This is a genomic window from Brevibacillus dissolubilis (assembly GCF_006170445.1).
Lineage (GTDB): Bacteria > Bacillota > Bacilli > Brevibacillales > Brevibacillaceae > Brevibacillus_B > Brevibacillus_B dissolubilis.
In genome coordinates this window covers 60891-86716 of the sequence record NZ_VCNA01000012.1, presented here as the reverse complement: position 1 = coordinate 86716, position 25826 = coordinate 60891, and the positions used below count along the sequence as shown (strand labels likewise).

At 53.7% G+C, this 25826-nt stretch carries 2 protein-coding genes; both read right to left on the bottom strand.

Annotated elements, in window-relative coordinates; translation table 11 throughout:
- Window positions 1-199: 199 nt before the first annotated feature.
- Window positions 200-8821, bottom strand: coding sequence for a beta-ketoacyl synthase N-terminal-like domain-containing protein (locus FGI41_RS19890; protein ID WP_255298549.1), 8622 nt, complete (start codon window positions 8819-8821; stop codon window positions 200-202).
- Window positions 8822-8837: 16 nt separating this feature from the next.
- Entirely contained in the window at window positions 8838-25826 is a 16989-nt protein-coding gene (locus FGI41_RS19880; protein ID WP_139492062.1) for a non-ribosomal peptide synthetase, read from the bottom strand.

The window sequence follows — 25826 nt, the reverse complement described above, 5'->3', positions numbered from 1 at the left end:
TAGATGGTATCATCTTCTCTTGTGGCTTGTCCAACTCAGCAGGGTTATCGAGCTGAGCCAGGTCGTCTACTAGAGTAAGGTCTTGAAAAGAACCAGTTTGTCTGGCAGAAATCATTTCGTGGAGTGGCTAACGATATGCATAAAAAAACCCAGTCTCAGCAGTTATCCGCTGAGACTGGGTTTTTGTTGATGGTTGAGACTACATCTTCACTTTTGGCTCTTCACTGTGTTTTTTCTTGAAGGATTTGAGGAAGGTGGCTGTGATTCCACGCTGGGAGTACAGCTTTTCGCAAAACTCTGTGATGGCTGCGGCAGATTCAGGCTCGGACAGCATCGTCATATGACTGGATGAGTTCACATCCATCCGGTGGAATGAAGGGAGCTGTCGGGCCCACTCTTCCCAGTAGGTGGTGTGATCCAGAGAAACCTCCTCATCGGAGAGCGTGAAGTACGGCTCCAGACTGCCGAGGAACAGTCCGCTTTTGTTGCGGAAATAGTAGCAGTGTACGGCTTGCGGATCCAGAAGTGGTGCGATCGTGTAATCCTGAAGCTCATAGGCCTGCTGAATCTTGACCTGTTGCTGGAGTTGGGCGCGGATTTGGGTTTCGGTCTTGGTCAAGCCTCTTGCTTTGGCGAGGGTCATCAGCTGTTGCAGGAACGCCTCATCCTCTGCAAGCAGATCGACTTCGTCGCGGCTGATGAGCGTCTGGGCTAATTGCGACGGGTCTTGCGTGATGGATGCCAGCATCGTGTTGATGGTCTGCAGCATGGAGGTCTTGAGCGTCGGTGGTTTTTCTTGGAACTTGGTATGGTCCAGCGAGTCCAGCATGACCATGGTCTGTACGGTTTGTCCCTTTTCTTGCAATTGGCGTGTCACTTCATACGCCAGCATGCCGCCTAGTGAAAAACCGCCCAGATCATATGGTCCCTCAGGCTGTACGGATTCGATGATCTCGATATAGTAAGCCGCCATTTCGTTGATTCCCTTCAATGGGGCACGGTCGGTCATATAGCCCCGTGCTTGGATGGCGTAGAAAGGACGCTGGCTGTTGACGGCAAGCCATTGGTAGTTCTCTACTCCGCCCAATCCTCCGTGGAACCAGAATACCGGCCTTCCTTGGGTGCTTCCATTGAGTCGGATCAGTTCGGGATATGGGGTACGGCTGTCGGTAATGATGTCTGAGGCGGTGTCTTTCGAATGTACCGACTGAGTCTCGGTTGATTGCGCTAACAGATTGACAATATCCTGCAAGGTGGCGCATGCCTGCAGGCTTGCCGGGTTAACCGCCGGGTCAATATGCGCTTGCAGCTGTTGAACCAATTGCATGAACAGGATCGAATCGAATCCGTAATGCTGAAGTGGTTTCATCGGATTGATTTCCCACGGTGTCATGCCCAAAAGATTCGATAGGATGCTGAGAATGCGGTCAGCGTGGGTGGTCTGTGCCTTTTGAGAAAGCTTGGATTCATGTGCGATGTGTGCTTCCTGATGGGCAGGTGCATGCTCAGTGGAAACGGCGATCTCGGCAAGTGAGCGCTGCTGGTCGGCTGAAGTCTTCACCGCAGACGGTCGTGTAGCTGGGAAGCCACTCCAGCACGTTCTCTTTTCAAATGGATAGGTCGGCAATGAGATACGGTGTAAGTCTTTCCCGGCACGGAGGGCCTTCCACGGGATCGCACCGCCTTTTGTCCAATAGAAAGCAAGCTTCTCAAGGTCATTCTCCGCTACGAGGGTCTGTACCACTACCTCCCCGAGCTTGCCTTCCAGCAAGGTTCTGATCCCCGCGTCGCTTTCTTCCATATTGCCGGTAAATATCGGGAGTGCGGTCTGCGGCTCTCTGCCTTCTTGGGCCGCGTGCAGGTAGTCTTCCAAGCCTTCGATCAGTTCTTCCCGATTGCCTGCGACCAGCGCCAGTCGGAAATCCATCGCTTCGCGTCCGACTTGGAGCGTGTAGGCCAGATTCGGCAGGGAGAGTGTCGGTTGTTGCTTGGCATATGCGAGCATTTGTCCGGCTGCTGCTTCGAGTCTGGCTTGGTTCTTCGCGGAGAGGAGCACGATTTGTGGAGAATAGGCTGGGTCAGCTATTGTGGCTTGTCCTTGTGGTGCAACATACTCCTCCAGCACCACATGGGCATTCACTCCACCGAATCCGTAGCTGTTGATGCTTGCTCGGCGTGGGATGCTGTTGCCGGAATCATCTCGCAGTGCCTTCCATTCGTGGTTCTCTGCGGATAGCTGGAATGGGCTACCTTTTAGGGAAACCTGTTCGTTAGGGGTGGTAAAGCCGGGTATGCCCGGAATCTGCTTGTGCTTCATGGCGAGGATGACCTTGAATAAAGCGGCCATGCCAGAGGCCAGTTCACCATGCCCGATGGTTGGTTTGACGGTACGGATATAGCATGGGGTTGCTTCTGGGAGATTCTCAGGGTGCATCTTGGCAAGCTGTTGGTATCCCGATTTGAGCGCTTCGATCTCCAGGGCGTCCGCCATCGGGGAAGCGATGCCGTGTGCTTCGATGTAGGCGACGGTTTTTGGGTTGATATTCGCGGCTTGGTAGGCTTTGAGCATGGCTTCTTTCATACCGGTCGGATTCGGGGCGGTCAGGGACAGCCCTTTGCCGCCGTGGGAGACGCCTGTGCCTTTGATCACCGCGTAGATCTGGTCGCCTGCTTCGATGGCTTTTTGCAATGGCTTGATGATGACGACGCCTACCCCTTCGCTTCTGACAAAACCAGCGGCATCGGCTTGGAATGATTTGGCCTGCCCTTCTGCGCTCAGATAACCCAAGGAGTCGAATCCGACGAAGCCTTTTGGTGAGAGGAGCAGATTCACCGCGCCTACGATCGCTTGCTCGCATTCACCGTTGCGGATCGATTGGATGGCACGATGCAGGGCGACGAAGGTGGAGGTGCAGGCGGCTTCGCAATATTCACTTGGCCCGCGTAGGTCTAGGGCATACGAGATGCGGTTCGGAATCAGGGACGGGATGGCTGTCTCCACCTCGCTGTTCCCTGCGGCGACGAATACGCCAGTCGGGCTGTGCGACAGGGATTGTCCGGTGATCCCGGCATCCTCCATCGCTTTCCAGGTGTGGGTCAGCAACAGGTATTGCTGTGGGTCCATGAGCGATGCTTCTCTCGGTGAAATGCCGAAGAAGAGTGGGTCGAATTCGCCTACGCCGTCGATGAAGCCGCCCCATTGGATGCTGGCAGGATTGGCAGCTTGTGCGGTATCTCCGCAGTAATCGCGCCAATTCCAGCGTTCTGCCGGGATTTCGGTGATGCAGTTTTTGCCGGTAATCAGGTTCTGCCAGAATTCAGCCGGATCATTGGCTTGTGGGAATTGTCCTGAGATACCGATGATGGCGATCCCGTCGTGTTGTGGTGGTTGTGGCATGGTTGCAGATGCGACATGGATTGAGGTGGAATTGCTTTCACCAGGCTGGTCAACCACATTGGCTGGCATCACTTGCTCAGCATGTCCTGCCGCTGGATTCACGAGCAGTTGGGCAAACTCGCTCTTATGCTCCTCGAAGAAGAATCCAGCCAACTCTTTGATATTCGGATATTCAAAGAACAGAGTCGGGTTCAACTCGATCTGAGCCTCTGCTTCGATCTCCATGGTCAGAGCCACTAATTGGGCGGAGTCAATTCCTAAGTCCATCACACTGACTTCCAGATTCGTCACTTTCGCTGTATGTGCCGCGATCTTGCGGAACTTACCGACCAAGTACTTCTGGATTTTGCCGAGAAGATCCTCGGTAGTGGCGGCGATCTCTGAAAAAGCCGGAACAGCCGGGGTTGAGATTGGCTGGATCGGCTGGATCGGCTGGGACATCTGACTTGCCGACTGTGGCGGTACTGCCCCGGTGAAATGATTTCGTTTGAGTGAATAGCCTGTAAAGCGGATGACCGCCTCTGACTCCTCATTGATCACCTCTACATCGAAGATCAGCAGCTCGCCCGAATTTTTCACCAGCTTGATATCCAGCCAGCAGGATTGGAGATGGTGGCCCTGTTTGAACTGGATGTCATTGATGCCGAACGGTAGGTAGGCACCCTCGATGTTCTGCTGCTCGATTAGGTAAAGCACCGCTAAGTACGCACTGTTGGTAATCAGCGGGTTCAGCTCGTAGTTGCGCGTCTCTGCTTGCGGGTTGGAATCCAGGTCGATTTTGGCGAGTACCCGATCCGGTCCGAGATAGAGCTGGGTGATGGTCTTGAATACGTCCCCCCACTCGACGAGACCTGCACCGCGTTGGTAAATCCGATCCAAGTCGTGGAATTGGGCAAGGGACTGTTTTATGCGCTCTACGTCTGTTTTTTGGCTTGCCACGTTTTCAATGCTTTCAATAGAAGTCTTCTTCAGTTGGCCTGTTGCGGTAAGATTCCATGCCTGAGAAGGTGTGAAGCGATAGAGAATTTGGAAGTCAATGGCGGCCCCCCGCTGGATCGGCTCTACTGAGATCTCAACCTGTTGGTTCGCCGGGATCTCTATTGGTCTGACATAGTTGAGTTTGCGGATCTGAACGCTTTGTTCTTCTGGGAACAGGTTGAAAAAGGCTTTGGCCGCCAAGCTTGCATAGGTGGCTCCGACGAGTACCTGCTGACCGTTCATTTGGTGGGCTTTTACATATGGTTCGTCATAGGTAAAAACCTCTGGGGTCATGTGGAATGCGTCGGTGATGTCGTGTTGGTCATGTTGATGATTCGGGCGGCTCTGGTGCTGGTTATTTTGCCCTATGTACTCACCTGGCCTGTCATCCAATCCGAAGCCGCTGTAATCAAAACGAAACGCAACTTGGTGGTCAAACGCATAGGTCGGCAGAGCAACCCACGATGTCTTCCGATCCTGATACAGCGGTCTGAAATCAACCGTTGCACCTGATGCCCAGAGTCGTGCCAGTTGGTTGAGTGCTTTTTGCCCCATCAGTTGTTGGATGGTGGATGCATCGGCATAATCAGCATCGGATGCGAGATCAACAGAAGCATAGATGTTCAAATCTGCTGAACTTCTTTGTATTTTCAGGAAGGTATTCAGTTTTTCGATCAGTTCATCAACCGTGGATGCCACAATCGCCACCCGCTTTTCCAGACCGTGGTTAATCCTCGCCAGGGAGAGCGCAACAGCAGCAGGGCTAAGAGAGGAGTTTTTCTGCAGGAATGCCTGCATGTTCTCCAGATAGTTGTACAGGCTCGATTCGGTTTGAGCTGAGAAAACGAAGAGTTGATCTTGCGGGAAACGTATGTCTGTGTCAGTAATCCCCGCTGATGCTTGATCCCCCACATATTCCTCGATAATCAGGTTGGCATATGCCCCACCCGCTCCAAAGGAATTGATCATGCTTCTGCGCGGCAGGTTTTTGCCGGTCAGCGGGTCTTGGATCGGATTCCACGGCTTGGCCTCTTGCTGGAGATAAAACGCGGTCTTCTCCAGCTTGATATTCGGATTCATCGGCTCGGCATTGATGGTCGGCACCAGTGTTGCGTGCTGCATCTGTAAAATCACTTTGCTCAGCTGCGAGATGCCAGACGCGGCTTCAAGATGACCCAGATTCGATTTGACGGAACCAAGTGCACAGAATTGCTTTTTATCGGTAAAGGTACTGAATGCTTTGTTCAGAGCGATGACTTCAATCGAGTCTCCCAGTTCAGAGCCATTGGCGGCCGACTCCACGTAACCGATCGTGGTCGGGTCGATGCCGGAATCCTTGAGCGCGTTTACGATCAGTTGGGTCTGTTGCTTCGGATCGGGAGCGGTATACATCTGTCTGCCCCCGCTGTGGTTGATCAAACTGCTTTTAATCACAGCATAAATATGATCCTGATCTTCAATCGCTTTTGACAGTGGTTTTAACAGGACAGCGCCCACGCCTTCCCCTGGGATCAGGCCGTCACCTGCGCCGAAGCTTTTGCTCTCTTGACCGCTTCCGAGGAAATGGGCGCGATCCAGCAGTTCATATTTGGAGACATCCAGCGTCAGATTGATTCCCCCGGCGATGGCCATGGAGCAGCTTTTCTGTTTGAGACTTTCGCAGGCGAGGTGAATCGCATGCAGGGAGCCAGAGCAAGCGGTGTTGATCGCAAGGCTTGGCCCGGTGAGGTTGAAAAAGTGGGAGACGCGGTTGGCGATATGCCAGTCGGTGCCGTTGGAGCTGAGCACCGCTTGTTCTAATGAAGGGATACTCCAAAAATACTGGTTGTACATGTTGGCGACGAAGACCCCGACCCCTTTTTGGTTGCGGTCTTGCAGCTCATTGATCCCCTGCTTGGTATAACCTGCGCTCTCAAAGGTTGCCCATACCGTCTCCAGGAACAGCCGAAGCTCTGGTGTCATCTCCATCACCTGCTGCTGATGAACGCCGAACAGCTGGTAGTCAAAGCGGTCGGTCTGATCCAAGAACCCACCGTAGTATTTCTTGGTCATCGGGCGTGGTGATTTGGACAAGAGGCTGATGAGCGAGTTACGCCAGCGGGATGCTGGGGCTTCGGTGATGCAGTTTTGGGCGGTTTGGAGATTAGCCCAGAGTTCTTCGAGATTCTTGGAGGATGGGTAGCGGCCACTGATCCCGATGATGGCGATATCTTCTGAGGTGTCGGGTTGGGATGGTGGTGCCTGCTGAACAGTCGAGGCTGTAACAGTCTCCTGAGCAGGACGGACAACCTGCGGCTCGGGATGATTACGGATCATTTCTGGCTGTGGTTGATGGCGTACAGTCTCCTGCGCGTTATGCGCTGTGATAAAACGACCTGTATTAGCGGTGAATACCGGCACTGGAACATCAGGTACATATTCAGCTGCAGCAGGCTTCATCCCGGTTTCGATCGTTACCGGAGCAGCTTGGATCGGAACCTCTACTGTCTCTTCAACAGCAAAAGTAGCCCGTAGCTTGTCCGAGTGGTTTTTCACAAGGTAGTCGACCAGTTCCTGCGTATTGGTGTGTTCGAACAGAATTGTTTTTGGCAACGCACCCGTGATCGTTTCCAGCTCGCGGATAAAATTGACCTGCAGGATCGAATCGATGCCGTATTTCTCAAAGGTGGTATCGACGTTGATTTTGTCCGCAGACAGCTTGATCGCTTCAGCCAAGGTTGCTCTTACGAATTGCATAGTCTGTTCAAAAAGAGCTTCATCGGATATCGATGCGGTACGGCGGACAGCTGTTGGTACGGCGTTTGGTGTGGTGCTTGGTGCAGTGCTTGGTGTGGTGCTTGGTGCAGTGCTTGGTGTGGTGCTTGGTACTGTTGGTGCCATGATAGTCGGATTATGTACAGCTGCCTGCTCCTGAGCTGACTCTCCAGCTGATTCCGTCTCTCCTCCGCTAATCCACTTCCGTAGTTGATCTGCATGATTTTTCACCAGATAATCGATTAGCTCTTGGGTGTTGCTGTGTTCGAAGAGAATTGTTTTCGGCAGGGTTCCGGTGACTGCTTCCAGCTCGCGGATAAAATTGACTTGCAGGATCGAGTCGATGCCGTATTTCTCGAAGGTGGTGTCCAGTTGGATACGTTCTGGGGGAAGCTTGATGGCTTCAGCTAGAGTTGCTTTTACGTACTGTAAGGTTTGATCAAAAAGGACTTGGTCGGTGATCGTTGCTGTTCTTGGTTGTGCGGCAGCGACAGGCGGAGTTGCCGAGAAGGCTTGGTCCGTTACGAACTGACGGCTCGCTGGTGTTGCTGTCGTCGGTGTAGATGCCGTGGAGGTTGCCGTAGTTGATGTTCCCGTTGTCACGCTTGAGATTGTCTGTTGCTTTTGCCGTACGACCCCGTCGCTCTCCGCCACGATAATCTGCTGACCGAGGTCATGCGATTGCTCCGCCATGAAGGTGACATAGCGGAAGCCCTCTCCCTCCAGCACCTTTTCCCATGCCTCTGGGTAGAGTCCGGGACAGCCGGGGATACGCAGCTCAGGGTCTTCATACAGCCACCAGCCCTCCAACAGACCAAACGTCAGGTGGGAGAACAGGTTATAGCTGCTGATCTCATTTAATAGAATTAAGCCGTGCTTTTTCAGGACGGCTTTGGTGTTGCGCAGGGTGACGCGGATATTTTTGGTGGCGTGGAGGACATTGGTCGCGATGGCGACGTCGTATCCGCCTGCATCGATGCCTTGACCCGCAATCGGCTGTTCGACATTGCAGATGTGGTAGGTCAGATACGGATTCTCAGGACCATATGACCGTTCGGCATGCATCAAAAAGGCACGGGAAAGGTCGGTGTAGCAGTATTCTTGAATATGCTGCTGGTAGGGCTTGAGCTTTTTGAAAACCATGGCACTGGTTCCACCGGTTCCTGCGCCGATCTCGATGATGCGAAGCTTGGTGGACGGGTCTTGCTTGAGGCGCTCTTGCAGGTAAGCGACGAGCGTATCGGCAAGGACTTCATTGAAGTAATCTGAGATTTTGTTGTGTTTGTAGACGCCTTCTACCAGTTCCATGGATGAGTTGGGGAACATGATATCGGTGGCAGAAACCTTGCCGGAGAGAATCTCCGGCAAGGCTTTCAGTGTTGCATCTAATAAGGCCACCATTGCTTTCATGTTGCTGTCTTGGAGCCACGTTACTTTTTGCTCGTCCCATTCCTTCCAGAGGGCGGCAATATCCAATCGGGTTGAGTTGATTACCCAATACTTGTCTCCCTCTTGCTTCAGATAGTTATGGCGCACGAGGACTCGGATGGTTTCTTCAAACCATCTGCCATAGAAACCATGCAGCCGCGATTTCCATTCGAGATCAGTCACAGCGTATGTCTCTGTGAAAAATCCGATCGACTGCAATTGACCCCATAACATTTTGCAAAGAAGTTGTTCCACTGTCTGCATGTTGGTGGCTTCCTCCCTATATCAGTTGTTCGATCTTGGTACGATCCCCCAGATTGTAGTTGCGGAGCTTCTGAATCGTTGAACCCGTGCTTTCGGGATAGACTTCGATAGATTCGGTGAGGCCCTCTGCTTCGATGCTTGGCAGTGCGGTTGTTTTCATCATTGCCAGCTGATCGAGCGGCCCGCCGAGGAGCTGTTCCAGCGCTTCTGCTGCTTCCGGCGGTTCAATCGAGCCGATGCCCGCCTGTGCCATTCTCTGCTGGTAGAGCGGGGACGATACGACTCCGACACTGCCCCAGTAGCTCCAGTTCATCACTTTCACCGCGCACGGCCATTCCTGTGCAAGTCGGTAGGCAAATGCATCCTTGAAGGTGCAGCCCGCCGCGTAGTTGCTTTGTCCGGAAGCTTTGGCAAAGGACTGCATGGACGAGAAGAACAGGGCAAAATCCAACGGCTCGTTCTGGAATACCTGTGCCATGCGGACGCTGACATCCACCTTGGCGGAAAGCACGCGGTGGAAGCGTTGTTCATCCATATTGGCGAGGCTCTGATCCAGCAGGACGATTGCCGAGTGAATCACGCCGTGAATCTCTGGGTAGTGCTGTTTGATTTGTGCGTAAGCCTGCTGCATCGAGGTATAGTCGGTAGCATCAGCTTGGATGTAGACAGGTGCCGGGCCGAATGCGGAGAGTCTGTCCAGCTTGGCTTGGATCGCTTCATTTTTGGCGCTTCTGCCGATCCAGACGACGTGAGCTTGGTAAGACTTGATCACATATTCGCTCCACGCTTCTCCGATGCCGCCTGCCCCGCCGATGACGACATAGACGCCGCCGTGTCGATAACGGGTCTGAGTCGGTCGGTTGGGCTGGACGGGAAGGAGTCGCAGCTTGTGCCACTCCCCGTTGCGATAGGCCCATGTGTCGCCTTGTGGGTCTGCTGGTAAGGTAAACAGGTCGGTTGTGGCCCAATCATGATTGGTTTCCACGTCGATCAGTCTGGTCTTCCAGTTTGCGTATTCTTTTGCCATCGAGCCGATTAAGCCGTGGACACTGGCATGTGTCGGATGTACGGTATCGTCTTTATGAACGAGCTGGGTCTGCTCGGTGATCACGGTCCAGCTTACTTGTCGGTTGCCATAGCCCAATTGGAGCATAGCTTTGATGATTCGGAAAAGCTGCAGTACACCCTGCTGCTGACCATCGATGATCTCATCTCCTGCGAGGAATGCAGCTGGATGGGATGGAGCAATCCAGATGATGTGGTCGATGGAGCCGACAGCTTGTAGTCTGTCGGCAATCATCCCGATGGTGTCGTGGTGGTGAAGCTGGAGTACCTGTGCCTTCGGGTAGTGTCGGGTGACGGCCTTGATGCTGGCTTCATTGCCACCGACGATCACCACCTGATCACCTGCGATGGGGAGTACCCGGTTCTTTTCTACGGTTACGGTGTCCCAGACAGGAGCGAGCATGAGCGTACCTGCCAGTGGTTCATGAGGGACGCTGGCGGTTACGGATGGGGTATGGTTCCCCTTGCCGCCCCGGCTCCCCTGCTCCAGTACCCGTGAAGAGATGCCTTTGATTCTCACGCAGACATTACCTTGGGCGTCGCATACGTCGATGTCGAGCTTTTGTACCCGACTGTCGGCTTGGCGGCCTTCGCTGTGGCGGACATAGGCCCACATCTCGGCGGTGCATCTGCCGAACACTTCGATTTCTTCCAAGGCAAATGGCATGGACGTTGAATCATCACCGGAACCCAGCGCCAAGCCTACTGTTGCTTGCAGGGCCGAATCCATCAAGCTCGGATGCAGGACGAATTGCTCGATGGTGTGTGCCACCGCTACAGGCAAGGAGAGCTTCGCCAACGCTTGTCCCTGTCCCACATAAATCTGCTCGATTCCCTGATGGCTCAGCCCATATTCGATCCCCACCGCTTGGAACAGCTCATAGCATTGGCTGGAGGACAGCGTGGTTTGGCTGCATTGCGTGAAAAGTCGGTTCAGATCAAGCACCGGAGTATCTCCCAGAGCACTGATCGCTACGCTGCCTTGGCTGTGGATGGTACGGCCTGTGTTGATGTCGTCCGACTCTGACCCGCTGTAGACTTCATAGCCGATCTCGCCGTTTGGTTGCGGAGCGAGACCGATGTGGATGTGAGCAGGCCGGTCTTTGACGATGATTGGCTGTACCCAGACCACGTTTTTGATGCTGATTTTGGCTTGGCTGCCTTTTAACCCTCTGACCGCTTGAGATACAGCAGCACGAGCCATCTCCAGATATGCCACTCCCGGCAGTACTGGATTCCCCTTCACTTTATGATCAGAGAGGAAAAATTCATTGCCGGTAAAAGTCGAGCTGAAGCGTTGCTCGGTCAGGTCAGAGGTATTCTGATGAAGCAAGGGGTGCAGGACAGCGGCTGGTGCCACACTTGTGGTAAATAAGCTGGACAGCACGCTTGGTGCATGGTTTTCAACCGTCCCCTTAGAAGCTTGGGCTTGTTTATTTGCTTTCGTTGCTTTGGCAGAATGCACGTCGACCCAGTAGCGTTCTCTGGCGAACGGATAGGTCGGCAGGGTGATCCGCTTCGGCTTGTGGTCGCCGTACAGCTTGTTCCAGTCAACATTCAGCCCTTCGACCCAGAGATCGAGGAGCTTGCCGTATTTCTTGCGCTGCATCCATTTGTCGATGGCTTCTTGGATTTCTTCGTCGGCCATCAGCTTTTGCAGGGAGCCTTTTTTGACTTTGCCGCTGTAGACGTCTTGGAGGTTGTCTTGACCGTTGACGAAGCCTTGTAATTTCTCTTCAAGGTCTTGAATGGAGCCTGCGATGATGGCGAGGCGTTCTTCCATCACATCGCGTCCCACTTGGAGCGTATAGGCGATGTCGGTCAGGTCGCGGTCGGCGTAGTGAGACGTACGGATCGCATCCAAAAGCTGTTGGGCCTGATCTTTGAGGCGTTCGCCATCCTTGGCTGACAGGACGATCACTGCCGGATTCTGCGGTGTGGTGGCAGGTGATTCGGTCGCGTTGTTTGCTTGTCTTGGGATGTATTCCTCGATGACGATGTGGGCATTCACGCCGCCGATCCCGAAAGAGCTGACACCGGCACGTCGTGGCAGATCGTTGCCTTGGGCGTCTTTGGGGGCTTTCCATTCTTGGTTTTCAGTGACGATGTAGAATGGGCTGTCCTTGAGCTGGATGTATGGGTTCATCGGTTCGCAGTGGAGGCTCTTCACCAGTGTCTTGTGCTTCATCTGCAACAGGATTTTGATGACGCCTGCTACACCTGCTGCGAGTGCGAGGTGACCGATGTTGGTCTTGACTGAGCCGAGACCGCAGTGGGTGCTGGTAACCTGAGAGTCGCCGGTTTTTTCATACAAGTCTTTGAAGGCGGACTTCAAGCCGTTGATCTCAACCGGATCGCCAAGCGCTGTACCCGTACCATGTGCTTCGATGTAGGTGACGGTTCTAGGGTCAATACCTGCTTTGGTGTAGGCTGTCTTCAGCAATTCAGCCTGTGCTTTCGGGTTCGGGGTCGTCAGGGAGTTGGCGCGTCCGCCGTGGTTCTCGGCAGTGCCTCGGATGACTCCGTAGATGTGATCCCCGTCCCGCTCGGCTGCAGAGAGCTTTTTGAGGAACAGGATGCCTGCTCCTTCACCGACTGCGAAGCCGTCTGCACGGTCGGAGAAGGTTTTGCATTTGCCCTCTTTGCTGAGTGCGCCTGCTTTGTCGTAGGCGATATGGCCTTCCGGGGTGACGACGGTATTAACGCCGCCCGCGATGGCCATCTCGCAGTTGCCGTCCTGCATGTCGCATACGGCGCGGTGGATCGCTACCAGTGCACTGGAGCAGGCGGTATCGATCGGTTCGCTCGGGCCGTGGATATTGAACATATAGCTGACACGGTTCGGGCCGACAGACGGGCTCATGTTAGCAGCGGTAGAGCCTTCGATATCTACATTGGCTTTGGACAGCAGGGAGGTGTATCCGGTATTGCCTGTACCGATGTAGACGGCTGTGTTGGTGCCAGACAGGCTCTGCGTGGAGTAGCCTGCGTCCTCGATGGCTTTCCAGGCATAGGTCATCAACAGGCGCTGCTGCGGGTCCATCTGCTCGGCTTCACGCGGGGAAATGCCGAAGAACAATGGGTCAAACTCGGCAACGCCATCGATGAAGCCGCCCCATTTGACATTGGTCTTGTTGGCTTCATGTACCGGGTCGCCGTAGTATTCGCGCCAATCCCAGCGGTCTTCTGGGATTTCGGTGATGCAGTCTTTGCCTTGGAGCAGGTTCTGCCAGTACTCTTCTACATCTCGCGCCATCGGGAAAATACCGCTCATCCCGACGATGGCAACAGGCTCGGCAACATGGGTGACCTGTTGTGGTGCGGTCAGCTGTTGTTGGACGGCTGGCTTCACAAAGCGGGAGCTGCGTCTTGGAGCGGAGATGGTTGTCTCTTGTTTGACCTCTGTTGCTTCTGCTTTTGCGGCAGTGGCAGCTGCAGCTGGTACGGCATTCTCCACGTTGGCGTGTACGGCAAATCGGGCGGCGAACACGGCCTGATGTGCTTTTGCCAAGTGCTCTGCGAATGTATTGACAGTTGTATATTCAAAGAAAATGGTCGGTGTCAGTTCCAGCTTGTATTGATCGTTGAGGTTGTTGGCGAATTCGGTCAGTGTAATGGAATCAAATCCATACTGATTGAACTCCATGTCCACGTCGATGTCGCTCACTCGGATTTTGAGCAGTTTGGATACCTCTTGCATCAGGGCGGCCCGGACTTTGTCGGTCAGGTCGTTGGTATTGAATTGGGCAGCCGATGCAACTGGTGCTTGCACTTGTTCCTGTTGTGGTGTTACAGGTGCAGGTGCCGCTATTGCTTGTACAGGTTGCGGGTTGGCTGGAGGTGTCGCTTGAAGCAGCTTTTGCTTCATCGTAGGCAGTACCCCTTCCATTACCAGAATTTTGTGTTTGCCAGAGGCCAAGGCTTTATAGAGCGCTTGAACGCCTGTCTCTGTCTCCATGGAGACGACTCCGGTGCTTTGCAGTGTTAATTTTTCGGTTTCGGGATCGACGTGCATCCCTCCGTTTTTCCACAGTGGCCAGTTGATTGACAGGGTGAGTCCGTGACGGTACAGGGTTGGGATCAGGGAGTTGCGGTAAGCGGCATAGGCGTCCATGAACGCATTGGCCATCGCGTAGTCGGCCTGCCCCGGGCTGCCCATCGTGCCTGCAATCGATGAGAACAGGACAAAGAAATCTAAGGCGATCTCCTGACTCGCTTCATCCAGGTTCACAAGTCCCTGTACCTTTGGTGCGAGGACGTCTTGCACTTCGCTGAGCGTTTTCTTGTGGAGGTAGTTGTCCCGGATCACGCCTGCGCTGTGGATGATCGCGTTGAGGGTGCCATGATCGGCTTGGATCGTTTGGATCAAGTCGGATACGGCGCTCTTCTGGGCGACGTCTACCTGCTTGTATTCTACTCTTGCTCCTAACGCCTGGAGTTCTCTAAGTTGTGCCTGTTTGTCATGGCTGAGAGCGGAGCGTCCGGTGAGGATCAGGGTAGGATTTTTGGCTTTTGTCGCGATTTCTCTCGCAAAAATAAACCCGAGACCGCCTGCGCCGCCTGTGATGAGATAGACGCCTTGGTCTTTCCACGGGAGGTGGGCCGGATCGATGGTGGCCGGTGCTTCGACCTCGCTCCAGTCGATGATGTGACGCTTGCCGTCCACGTATCGGATCTGTCTGTCCCGAGCGCTTTGCTTGTTCTCTGCCAGCTTCGCTGCTAATCCGGCGAGGTCTTCGCGTGGGTCGGTTTCGATCAGCTGTGTGATCAGCTTGGAGTTTTCCAATCCTGCTGTTTTGAGCAGGCCGGAGAGTCCGGTGAAGAGGTGCTGTTCTCCTTTGGTGGACGTGACCACTTGGAGGAGGATGTTGGCTTGCGGTCTGTTGTTCAGGATGCTTTGGACTTGTTCGAACACTTGTCCGGCGCAGGCTTGGAAGCGTTCGGCGATTCCCTCCTGCGCGGACTCTAGCAGAATGCATTGAGCGCCGCTGATTTGGGCTTCGATGCTTTCTTTGATGCCTGCTTGGCTGATGCCGTTCATTTCTTCGCAAAGCATAATGATGTGCTGTGCATATTCAGTCACTACGGTGTCTTGGACGACCTCTTGCGCCTTCCAGACTGGTTCGAGCATGAGGGTGCCGATGTTTTTCGGAGTCTTGGACGGTTCGTCACCGCCGCCTTCCACTACCCGGAAGGAGAGGCCCTTCATCCGTACGCAGACATTGCCTTGCTCATCGCAGAGGTCGATGTCGCGCTTATGCACTTTATCTGTTGCACTGCTGCCCTCACTGTATCTCACATAGGCCCACATGGTGGACTCGCATCTGCCGTAAACTTCAATCTCTTCGATGGCAAATGGCAGCATCAGCTTGTTTTCCCCGGTGCCCACCAGAATACTGGACGCTTGCAGGGCAGAGTCCATCATGCCTGGGTGCAGGACATATGGGCCGCTTGGGTCTAAGATCGTGGAAGGCAAGGAAAGCTTGCCAAGCACCATACCCCCACCTGTATAAAGCTCAGTCACAGCACGGAAAGCCGGGCCATAGTCAAACCCGATCATGGTGTAGGTGTCGTACACTTCACTCACAGAGAAGGTGGTCGGTACACACTGAGCCTGCAAGGACGGCAGGTCGATCATCGGTGTAGTGGCTGTGGAGATCAACGATGCACTGCCTTGGCTGTAGGTCAATGGCTTGCCATCTGCCTCTTCTGTATCGCTGTATACTTCAAAAGCGATGTCCCCGTCCTCTGCCGGGTCCAATCCGATATGAACCCGCAACGGTTGCCCGTCGATGAGAATTGGTCGTACCCAGACCACGTTTTTGAGCTTGATATAGGTATGGTCATCCAACAGGAAGCCTGCTGCCTGCCCGACGGCTTCGCGGGCCAGTTCGAGATGGGCGACGCCCGGCAGGATCGGCTGCCCTTTTACCACATGCTCGGCGAGGAAGAATTCCTCTCCGGTATAGGTGGAGGTGAACCGTTGCTCCATGAGGTTGGAGGTGTTCTGGTGCAGTAATGGATGGAGAACCGCTGCAGGAACGACGCTTGTTTTGCCTGAGACAGAGACATCATTCGCCGGGTTAGCTTCAATCCAATAGCGCTCTTGGACAAAAGGATAAGTCGGCAGGCTGATCCGCTTCGGCTTGTTGCCTGCGTAGAGCTTGTTCCAGTCGACGTTCAACCCTTTCACCCAGAGATCGAGAAGCTTGGTGTATTTTTTGCGTTGCATCCATTTTTCGATGGCCTCTTGGATTTCTTCATCGACAGTCAAGCCTTGCAGGGAGTTCTTGTTGACTCGGCCTTTGTAGCAATCGTCGATATTGTCATCGCCTGATACGAATGCGTGGAGCTTCTCTTCCAGCTCCTTGATCGAACCTGCGAGGATCGCTAGGCGCTCGTCCATTGCGTCGCGCCCTACTTGGAGCGTGTAAGCCACGTCTGCCAGATCACGGTCGGTGTAGGCTTGCTTGCGGATGGCATCCAGCAGTTGCTGTGCCTGTTCTTGGAGGCGTCCTGCATTCTTCGCAGACAACAGAATGATGGCCGGATTCTGCAGTGTGATATCAGCTGTTGTACGAGAGTAGTCTGCTTTTGGAATATATTCTTCGATGACGACGTGGGCATTGACACCCCCGATGCCAAATGAGCTGACACCTGCGCGGCGTGGCAGTTCTCTGCCTTGTGCGTCTGTGAGTGCGTTCCACTCCTGCTTTTCCTGTACGATGTAGAACGGGCTGTCTTTCAGCTGAATGTATGGGTTGATCGTGTCGCAGTGCAGGCTCTTGACCAATGTCTTGTGCTTCATCTGCAACAGGATTTTGATGACACCCGCAACACCTGCGGCCAGTGACAAGTGACCGATATTGGTTTTAACCGAGCCTAATCCGCAGTGGCTGCTGGTTACTTTGGAATCTCCCGTGTGTTGGTACAGCTCTTTGAAAGCAGACTTCAATCCGTTGATCTCGACTGGGTCGCCAAGCTCTGTCCCTGTACCGTGTGCTTCGATGTAGGTGATCGTTCTTGGGTCGATGCCAGCTTTGAGGTAGGCGGTCTTCAGCAGGTCGGCCTGTGCCTTCGGATTCGGCGTGGTCAAGGAAGTGGCGCGTCCGCCGTGATTGACAACAGAGCTGCGGATGACGCCATAGATGTGATCTCCATCACGCTCGGCGGCGGAGAGCTTTTTCAGGAGAAGAATCCCGGCTCCTTCCCCATGGGCAAAACCATCAGCTTGGTCGGAGAAGGTCTTGCACTTGCCTTCTTTGCTGAGGGCGCCTGCTTTTTCGAATGTGATATAGACTTCCGGCAGAATGATCGTATTGACACCACCGGCAATCGCCAGCTCACAATCTCCATCCTGCATCGCCGCGATCGCCTGATGGATGGCGACCAACGAGCTGGAGCACGCCGTATCAATCGATTGGCTCGGGCCATGGATGTTGAGGAAAAAGCTGACACGGTTCGGGCCAGCCGATGGGCTCATATTGGAAGCGGCAGAGCCTTCGATTGGCGTATTGGCTTTGGTGATCAGCGAGCTGTAGCCTGTGTTGCCTGTACCGATGAAGACGCCTGTTTTGGTTCCAGAGAGGCTTTGCGCGGCATACCCTGCGTCTTCGATGGCTTTCCATGCATATGTCATCAGGAGGCGCTGTTGCGGGTCCATCTGCTCGGCTTCACGTGGTGAGATACCGAAGAACAGTGGATCGAAGTCACCGATGCCGTCGATGAAGCCGCCCCATTTGACACTGGATTTGTTGGCTTCCTTGGCAGGGTCACCGTAGAATTCGCGCCAATCCCAACGGTCTTTCGGGATCTCGGTCATGCAGTCTTTGCCTTCCACGAGGTTGTGCCAGAACTCTTCGATATCGCGGGCCATTGGGAAAATTCCGCTGATCCCGACGATCGCAATCGGCTCCTCTGCCGGGGCATCCTGCTTGGCAACAGGCTGAGCGATGATTGGTTTGGCGAAGCGGGACGTTCGTTTTTGCTGGAAGAACGGTGCGTCTTGTTCTTCTTTTTCTGCCGCTTGTACTGGTGCAGATGGGGATGCCTCGGCTTTGTTCTGGACATCAAACTGCGCGGCAAATACACCCTGATACTCCCCAGCCAGATGGGTAGCGAATTCTTGGAGGGTCGGGTGTTCGAAGAAAATGGTCGGTGTGAGTTCCAGCTTGTATTTGCGGTTGAGCTTGTTGGTGAATTCGGTCATCGAAATGGAGTCGAACCCGTATTTGGTCAGCTCAACGTTGTCTTCGATATCGTCGGTTTTGACTTTGATCGATTTGGAGATCTCTTGCTTCAGCGCTGATTTAACCTTTTCCAGCAGGCTGTCGGTATCAATGCCTGTGTTGGAGATCGCAGCATTAGCATCAGCTGCGGCAGTCGCTTGCTTCGGTTGTGGCTCGGCAAAAGCGGCGGCTTGGGTCAGTTTTTGTCTGAGTGCTGTCAGCTTTCCGACGAGCACCATGACCTGGGATTTGCCTGTAGCCATTCCTTTATACAGGGCCTCGATGCCTGTCTTTGTCTCCATCGCGACGACTCCGGTGTTCTGCTCAAGCATCTTCTCGGTCTCTGCGTCTACCTGCATGCCGCCGTGCTTCCAGAGCGGCCAGTTGATCGAGAGTGTCTTGCCGTAGCGTTGGTTGCCTGCTGCCAGCTCGTTGCGGTACTTGGCATAGGCATCCATGAACGTATTGGCGGCGGCATAGTCGGCTTGGCCTGGACTGCCGATCGAACCGGATACAGAGGAGAAAAGAATCAGGAAGTCGAGCGCAAGATTCTTGGTCGCTTCATCGAGATGAACTAAGCCTGCCACTTTCGGTGCGGTGACTTGCTGCAGCTCGTCCTGTGTCTTCTTGATGATGTAGTTATCCTTGATGATTCCTGCGCTGTGGATGATACCGTTGAGCTGACCGTAGTCTTCTTGGATGTCTCGGATCAGGTGGCGGACAGCGTCCTTATCAGTGACATCAGTTGGTTTATAGGTGACGTTGGCTCCCAGCTCACGAAGCTGTTGTAGCTGTGCTTCTTTGTCGGCTCCGAGGGTGGAGCGTCCAGTGAGAATCAACGTAGCTTGTTTGGTTTGTTGTGCGATTTCTTTTGCAAAAAGGTAGCCTAAGCCGCCTGCTCCACCTGTGATGAGGTAGGTTCCGTTGTCTTTCCATGGAATCTCGACGTCGGTTGCGGCCGGGGTAACCTCGCTCCAGTCAAAGACATATCGCTTGCCGGACTCGTAGCGGATATGGATGTCGGCTGGTCGCAGGCTGTTCTCCTGCAGCTTGGCAGGGAGATTATTCAGATCTTCTTCGCTTCCGATCTCGATCAGCTGTGTGATGAGCTTGGAGTTTTCCAGTCTGGCTGTCTTGAGCATCCCGATCAGGCCGGTGAAGAGCAGTTGTTCTTCTTGGGTGGAGATGACGACTTGGAACAGGGCATTGCCTTGAGGTCTGGCGTTCAGGATGCCTTGGATTCGCTCGAAAACCTGTCCGGCGTAGGCTTGGAAACGCTCTGCTACCGTAGCTGGTCTGGCGTCTAAAGTGAGTACTTGCGCGCCGCCGATATGGCTTTGGATGCTCTCTGCGTCGGCTTTGCAGGATTCTACAAGAATGACGGTACGCTCTGCATAGGCAGGAACAGCAGTCTCTGCTACGGCTTGTTCTCTCCATGCAGGCTCCAGCATCAGGCTTCCGATGCCCGATGTGGTGGATGCCGTTGTGTTGCTGCTGTCGCCTTCCATGACTCTCGTGGAAAAGCCTTTCATCCGCACGCAGATGGTTCCGTTGGTGTCGCACAGATTGATGTCTACCTTTTGGATGACATCGCCCGGCTTGTTGCCTTCGCTGAATTGGACATATACCCACATATCAGGGACGCATGGCTTGAGAACCTCCAGCTCCTGCAGGGCAAACGGCAGTGCCGCATGGAACGCTTCCCCGCTGCCCGCAAGCAGCGCCGCTCTGGTCACATTTTGCAGGTATTCGGCAACCTGAAGAGCCCCATCCATCATGCTCGGGTGGAGAATGTACTGGTCACGGGTATTTGCGACACACTCAGGCAGGGACAGCTGTGCCAGCAATTGGCCTTGTCCGGTATAGACGGTCTGCACTCCCCGATAGCCTGGGCCATAGTCTGCACCGATCATGCCCGCGTAGAACTCTTGGGATGCCATGTTGCCTTGGCTGCACGCACGACGGATTGATTCCAGATCGAGCGTGATCTCGTCTGTACCCAAGCTCAATTCGGCAAAACCTTGATTGTACAAAACAGGCTCAGCGTCAGCCGCTTCAGGCTCACTGTACATGCGGTAGTAAATCTGTCCGTTCTCTTCTGCATACAGCCCGATTTGAATCTCGACCGGCTCTTCTTCTACGACGATAGGACGTACCCAGACCACATTTTTCAGACGGATGACGGCTTGATTGTGATCGAATTCCCCGATCGCCTGCTCTACGGCGGTGCGGGCCATCTCCAGTGTGACTACGCCTGGAACGATGGTCAGACCCTTGATCACATGCTCCGCGATGAAGTACTCCTGCCCGGTAAAAATGGTGCTGAAGCGCTGCTCGGACAAGGTGGACGTGTTCTGGTGAACCATCGGATGGAGTGTGGTGGTGACGGCTGTTCTGCGAGATAGTTGGTTACCGCCGTTACTGATGGTTTGCGAGAGCTTGGTGAGTGGCGCTGTCTGCGTTTGCGGCCAGTAGCGTTCTTCTGCAAAAGGATACGTCGGCAGGCTCATTCTCTGCGGCTTGACACCGGAATAGAGTTGCTCCCAATCGATATCGAGTCCCTTCGCCCATGCCTCTGCCAATTTGCTCAGCTTGCCTTTGGCGATCCATGTCGGGATCAGCTCTGCGAGATCGTCCTCTTCTGCAAGAGTCGGGGCTGTGCCTTTGGTCTGTTTCTTTTCTCCTGTGAAGCAGCCTTCGGTCTGCTCTTTCCCGGCGATGAAATCTTCCAGCTGCTGCTTCCACTCGTCGATGTCGCTGGTCACGAAGATCACGCGGCTGTCCATCGCTTCACGGCCTACTTGGAAGGTATAAGCCAAATCTGCCAGATCGCCGTTACAGTTACCGTTACTGTTCTCCAAGCCGTCAGTATTTAAGAACGCCAGCAACTCTTGTGCATACGCCTTCAGCCTGTCATTGTTTTTGGCGGACACTGGGATGAGGTATGGAGCGCTTGGTTGGTTGTTTGTTAATTTTTGCAGCTTGGCTTTCGCCATTGGATACTGCTCAAAAATAGCGTGAGCGTTGGTTCCTCCCAGTCCGAATGAGCTGAGTGCTGCCCGGTGAGATGCCCCTCTCTGTTCCAGAGGTCTGGATTCATTCACCACATAGAACGGGGAATTCGCCAGATCCATGACCGGATTCGGGTTCTGATAGTTGAGGGTCGGCGGAAGCTCGTTGTGGTACAGGCTGAGTGCGATCTTGATCGTGCCCGCGAGACCTGCTGCCGTATCCAAGTGACCGATGTTGGTCTTGACGGAGCCGAGGCCGCAATATTGCTTTTTGTCGGTGTATTGCTTGTACACCTGTTTGAGCGCTGACACCTCGATTGGGTCGCCTAGCTTGGTGCCTGTGCCGTGCGCTTCGATATAGCTGATCGTCTCAGGATGGATGCTGGTCGCATCTAATACCTTTTGGATGACTTCGGCTTGGCCTTTGACACTTGGCGCATAGAAGCCGACCTTGTCTGAGCCGTCGTTGTTGATACCGATGCCTCTTAGCACCGCATAGATATGGTCGCCGTCCTTGACTGCATCGACGGCTTTTTTCAGCATGATGACCGCTACCCCTTCGCCGCCTGCCATGCCGTCTGCGGACGCATCGAATGCCTTAACATGCCCGTCACTTGAAAAATTCAGCCCGTTCTGGTGGATATAGCCGATACTGGATTGAGCGTGCAAGGTGGTGCCGCCTACCAGTGCGTACTTGGCTTCGCCGGATTTGATGCTTTGATAGGCGGAGTAGAGTCCGACCAGAGAAGATGAGCAGTTGGAATGCACAAAATAGCTTGGCCCTTTGAATCCAAGCTTGTGGGAGATCATTGTCGGGATCGTGCCGCTCTGGGCCAGTACCCAAGAGACATAGCCATCTGGATTTTCCGGGTCATCGGTGGCATCCTGTGGCAGTAAGGTACGGTACGAGTTGTTGCTTGCCGACATATAGACACTGGTTTCTGGGATCTGCTTGGAGACATACCCAGCATCCTCGACCGCTTTCCATGAATGGAGCAAGAGCAGCCTCAGCTGCGGGTCCATGTATTCGGCATCTTTAGGCGAGATGGTGAAGAAGCCCGGATCGAACAGCTCTTTGCCGTCGATGGAAGAACGCATCGGGATGTAGTTCGGGTTCTCGATGAGCTCTGGGGATACGCCTAAGTCGTACAGCTCTTCTTTGGTGAAGAATGTGACGGCTTCTTTGCCTTCTTTGAGGTTGTTCCAGAATTCGTGGTGATTCTTGGCCCCTGGGAAATGGCAGGAAATCCCGATGATGGCGACACTGTCCTCGTAGTAGTCTGGGAGGGACTCCAGTAGATCGTCGGAGCGGTTGGTCTGCTTCTGCTGTTCACCTGCATTCGCATTCGCACCCGTATGGCCCGCTGAATTTTCTTCGGAATGGATTCCAACGCCGGAGGTAGCCGCACTAGATTTTGCCTGTGCCGCTGCTTCCTTTTCTTTTTGCTCGGTGATATATTTGCTGATCGCTTTGATATTCGAGTACTCGAACAGCTCGGTCACCCCGAAATCACACGACAGTTCCTGCTTGATCCGATCAGCCGCTGCAACCGCCAGCAGAGAGTCACCGCCCACATCGAAGAAGCCGTCTTCCATGCCGATCTCATTGACCGAGAGCAGCTCTTGCCAGATGTGCAGGACCTTTTCTTCTACCTTGGATGCTGGCAGGCTGAGTTTTTCGGTTCTTTCGATGACGATCTCGCGCTGTTCGAGAAGCTTGCGGTCTACTTTTCCGTTCGGGGTCAGCGGCATTTTGTCCAGACAGATAAAATGCGATGGAACCATATATTCAGGCAGGCCTGCTTTGACGAACTGGCGCAGCTCCTGCTGGGTGAGCGTCGTCGTGGTGTCAGCGGCGGTGTAGTAGGCGACCAGCTTTTTGTTGCCGTTCTGTTCTTTGACGACGGTGAGGTTTTCGGAGATGCCCGGATGCTCGTCCAGTCGGCTTTCGATGGCGCCCAGCTCGATGCGGAAGCCACGGATTTTTACCTGGTTATCAATGCGTCCTAAGTATTCGATGTTGCCGTTTGGCAGCCAGCGGACGGAGTCACCTGTGCGGTACAGCTTGGTTCCCGGCTCGAACGGGTTGTCGATGAATTTCTCTGCTGTGAGTGCCGGTTGCTTGTAGTAGCCTCTCGCCAAGCCTTTGCCCGCGATACATAGCTCGCCCGGAATTCCGATTGGGACAGGTCGCAGATGCTGGTCGACGATATAGGCCTGTGCATTGGCGATTGGCTTCCCGATTGGAGTCTGGTTGCTGACGATTTTTTCATGGGTGCAGCTGAACCAGGTACCGTAGATGGATACCTCTGTTGGGCCGTAGATGTTTTCCACGCTGCTGTTTTGGAAGACGGCGACCGCTTTTTTCACCAGCTCTTTCGGGAAGGCTTCTCCTGCGACCATGACGTATTTGAGCGGGCAATTCTCGGTGAAGCTCTGGTTGTTCGCCATGCCGTTGAGGAACACATTGAGCAGAGCAGGGACAAAATTAAGGTGGGTGACGTTGTATTTCTCAATATAGGATCGGAACAGGTCCGGATTTTTCTCAGCGTTAGGCGGAAGGATGATGAGGCGTCCCTTCCCGATAAACCAGCCAAACAGTTCAGATAGGGAAACGTCGAATACATAGTTCGTTTTTAAGAGATACGCGTCTTCTTCTGTTACCGGGTACTTGTCTTCGAGGAAAAACAGGGTATTCAAAATACTTCTGTGTTCAACCATGACGCCCTTCGGCTTGCCGGTGCTGCCGGAGGTGTAGAGTACATAGGCGAGATGTTCTGGTTTTACCTCGCGTTTCAGTGTCTTGCCTTTATCCGCTGCCTTGGTAATCTCTGCCCAGTCCTGATCCAGAGTCATCACGCTGGCGTTGTTCTTGCTCAGGCGAAGCATTCTTTCTTTGAATCGGGATTGCGTCAGGATGATGGATACCTCACTGGCCTCCAGCATGTATTCCAAGCGCTCATCCGGGTTGTTCGGATCAAGTGGCACATAGGCTCCACCCGCCTTGAGAATCCCTAAGATTCCGATGACCATCTCAAAAGAACGCTCGACAAAGATCCCGACCGGAATTTCCGGGCATACCCCCTGTGCTTGCAGGTAGATCGCCAATTGGGTGCTTCGCTCATCCAATTGTTGATAGGTAAGCGCCTCTTCCTCATACACCACGGCAACCGCATCAGGAGTTTTCTGCACTTTTTCTTCAAAAAACTCGTGGATGCATTTGCCTGTCGGATAGTCCGCCTGTGTCGAATTCCAGTTGACGAGGAGATTCTGCTGCTCTTCATCGGACAGGTACGTATAGGTCTCCAATGCTTGGGACGGGTCTTGTACGAGTACTTCGGTCAGCTTGATGAAATGTCCCATCATGCGCTCAATCGTAGCAGAGTCGAACAGCTCTGGGTTGTAGATCAGATTCAGCGCTGTCTCATCCCCCTGCTCATATACCTCTAGGGAAAGCTCGAATTCACCTTCTTGGCGCACTTCATCCACGAACTCGATATGCAGGTCATCGTATTGCTCTTGAATCTGTTGGGTATGGTTGGCTTGCAGGAAGTTCTGGTACAGGAATGCCACTTGGAACACAGGTGCGTTAGCCGTTGTCCGGTCGACATTCAGCTCTCTGACCAAGGCTGGGAACGGATAAGCCGCATGATCGATCCCATCGACGACGGTCATCTGCAGGTCACGGATGAACGATGCGAAGGATTGGGTCCCCACACCTTGGCTTCGTACCGCAATCATGTTGATAAAATAACCGATCATCGATTCAAAACGCTCTTCCGGTCTCCCCATCGTCGGCAGGCCCACGATGATATCCTGCTGTCCTGTATAGCGATGCAACAACACTTTAAAAATCGCTAAAAATACAACAGACAGATTCACATCCTGCTCACTGGCAAACGCTCTGACCTGCTTGCTCCATTCAGATGAAAGCTGGCTGGAGTAAGCCTCCCCCTTGTACTGTTGCAGAGATGTTCTCGGACGGTCTGTCGGAAGCTCCAGAACCGGCAGAGTACCACCGAGCTGTTGTTTCCAATATGCCAGATGCTCCTCGCCTTCTTTACCGGCCAGCATGGCTTGTTCCCACTCGACGAAATCCTTGTAGCTCGCAGGTGTGGTGGATACGACTGGGGTCTTGCCTTGTACCAAATCCTGATACGCACCAAACAGCGCCGGGATGAACGTCATCATCGACACGCCGTCAAAAATAATATGATGAATCGTAATCAGCACATAATGTTCCTGATCAGAGCGGGAAAAAAGGTGGGCCCGCATGAGCGGACCCTTTTCCAACGCAAATGGTTCTTTTGCTTTTTCTCTTAGATAAGGAAGCACTTCGGAAGAATCCAATGCAGAGAGATCTTCCTGTTGAAACGAAAGCGGCTGCGCAGGCTGGATGGTCTGAACAGGCGCTCCCTGTACCTCCTCGATGACACTGGTCAGTATCGGAAACTGTTCCCGGACGAACTGAAGGGCGCTTCTGAATTTCTCGATATCCAGACGGTTGCTTATGCGAAAGCACAGTGGAAGGTTATATGCGCTCATCTCAGGTGTCATTTTTTGCAGCATCCACAAGCCTTTTTGGCCTTCCGAAAGCGGATTTCTCAATGATTGCTGTTTTAATTCCCGAAGTTTGGTTTCTACGTCACTGATCGATAATTCCCCGGATTTATAAGCATCGAGAATACTTTTATGATTCAT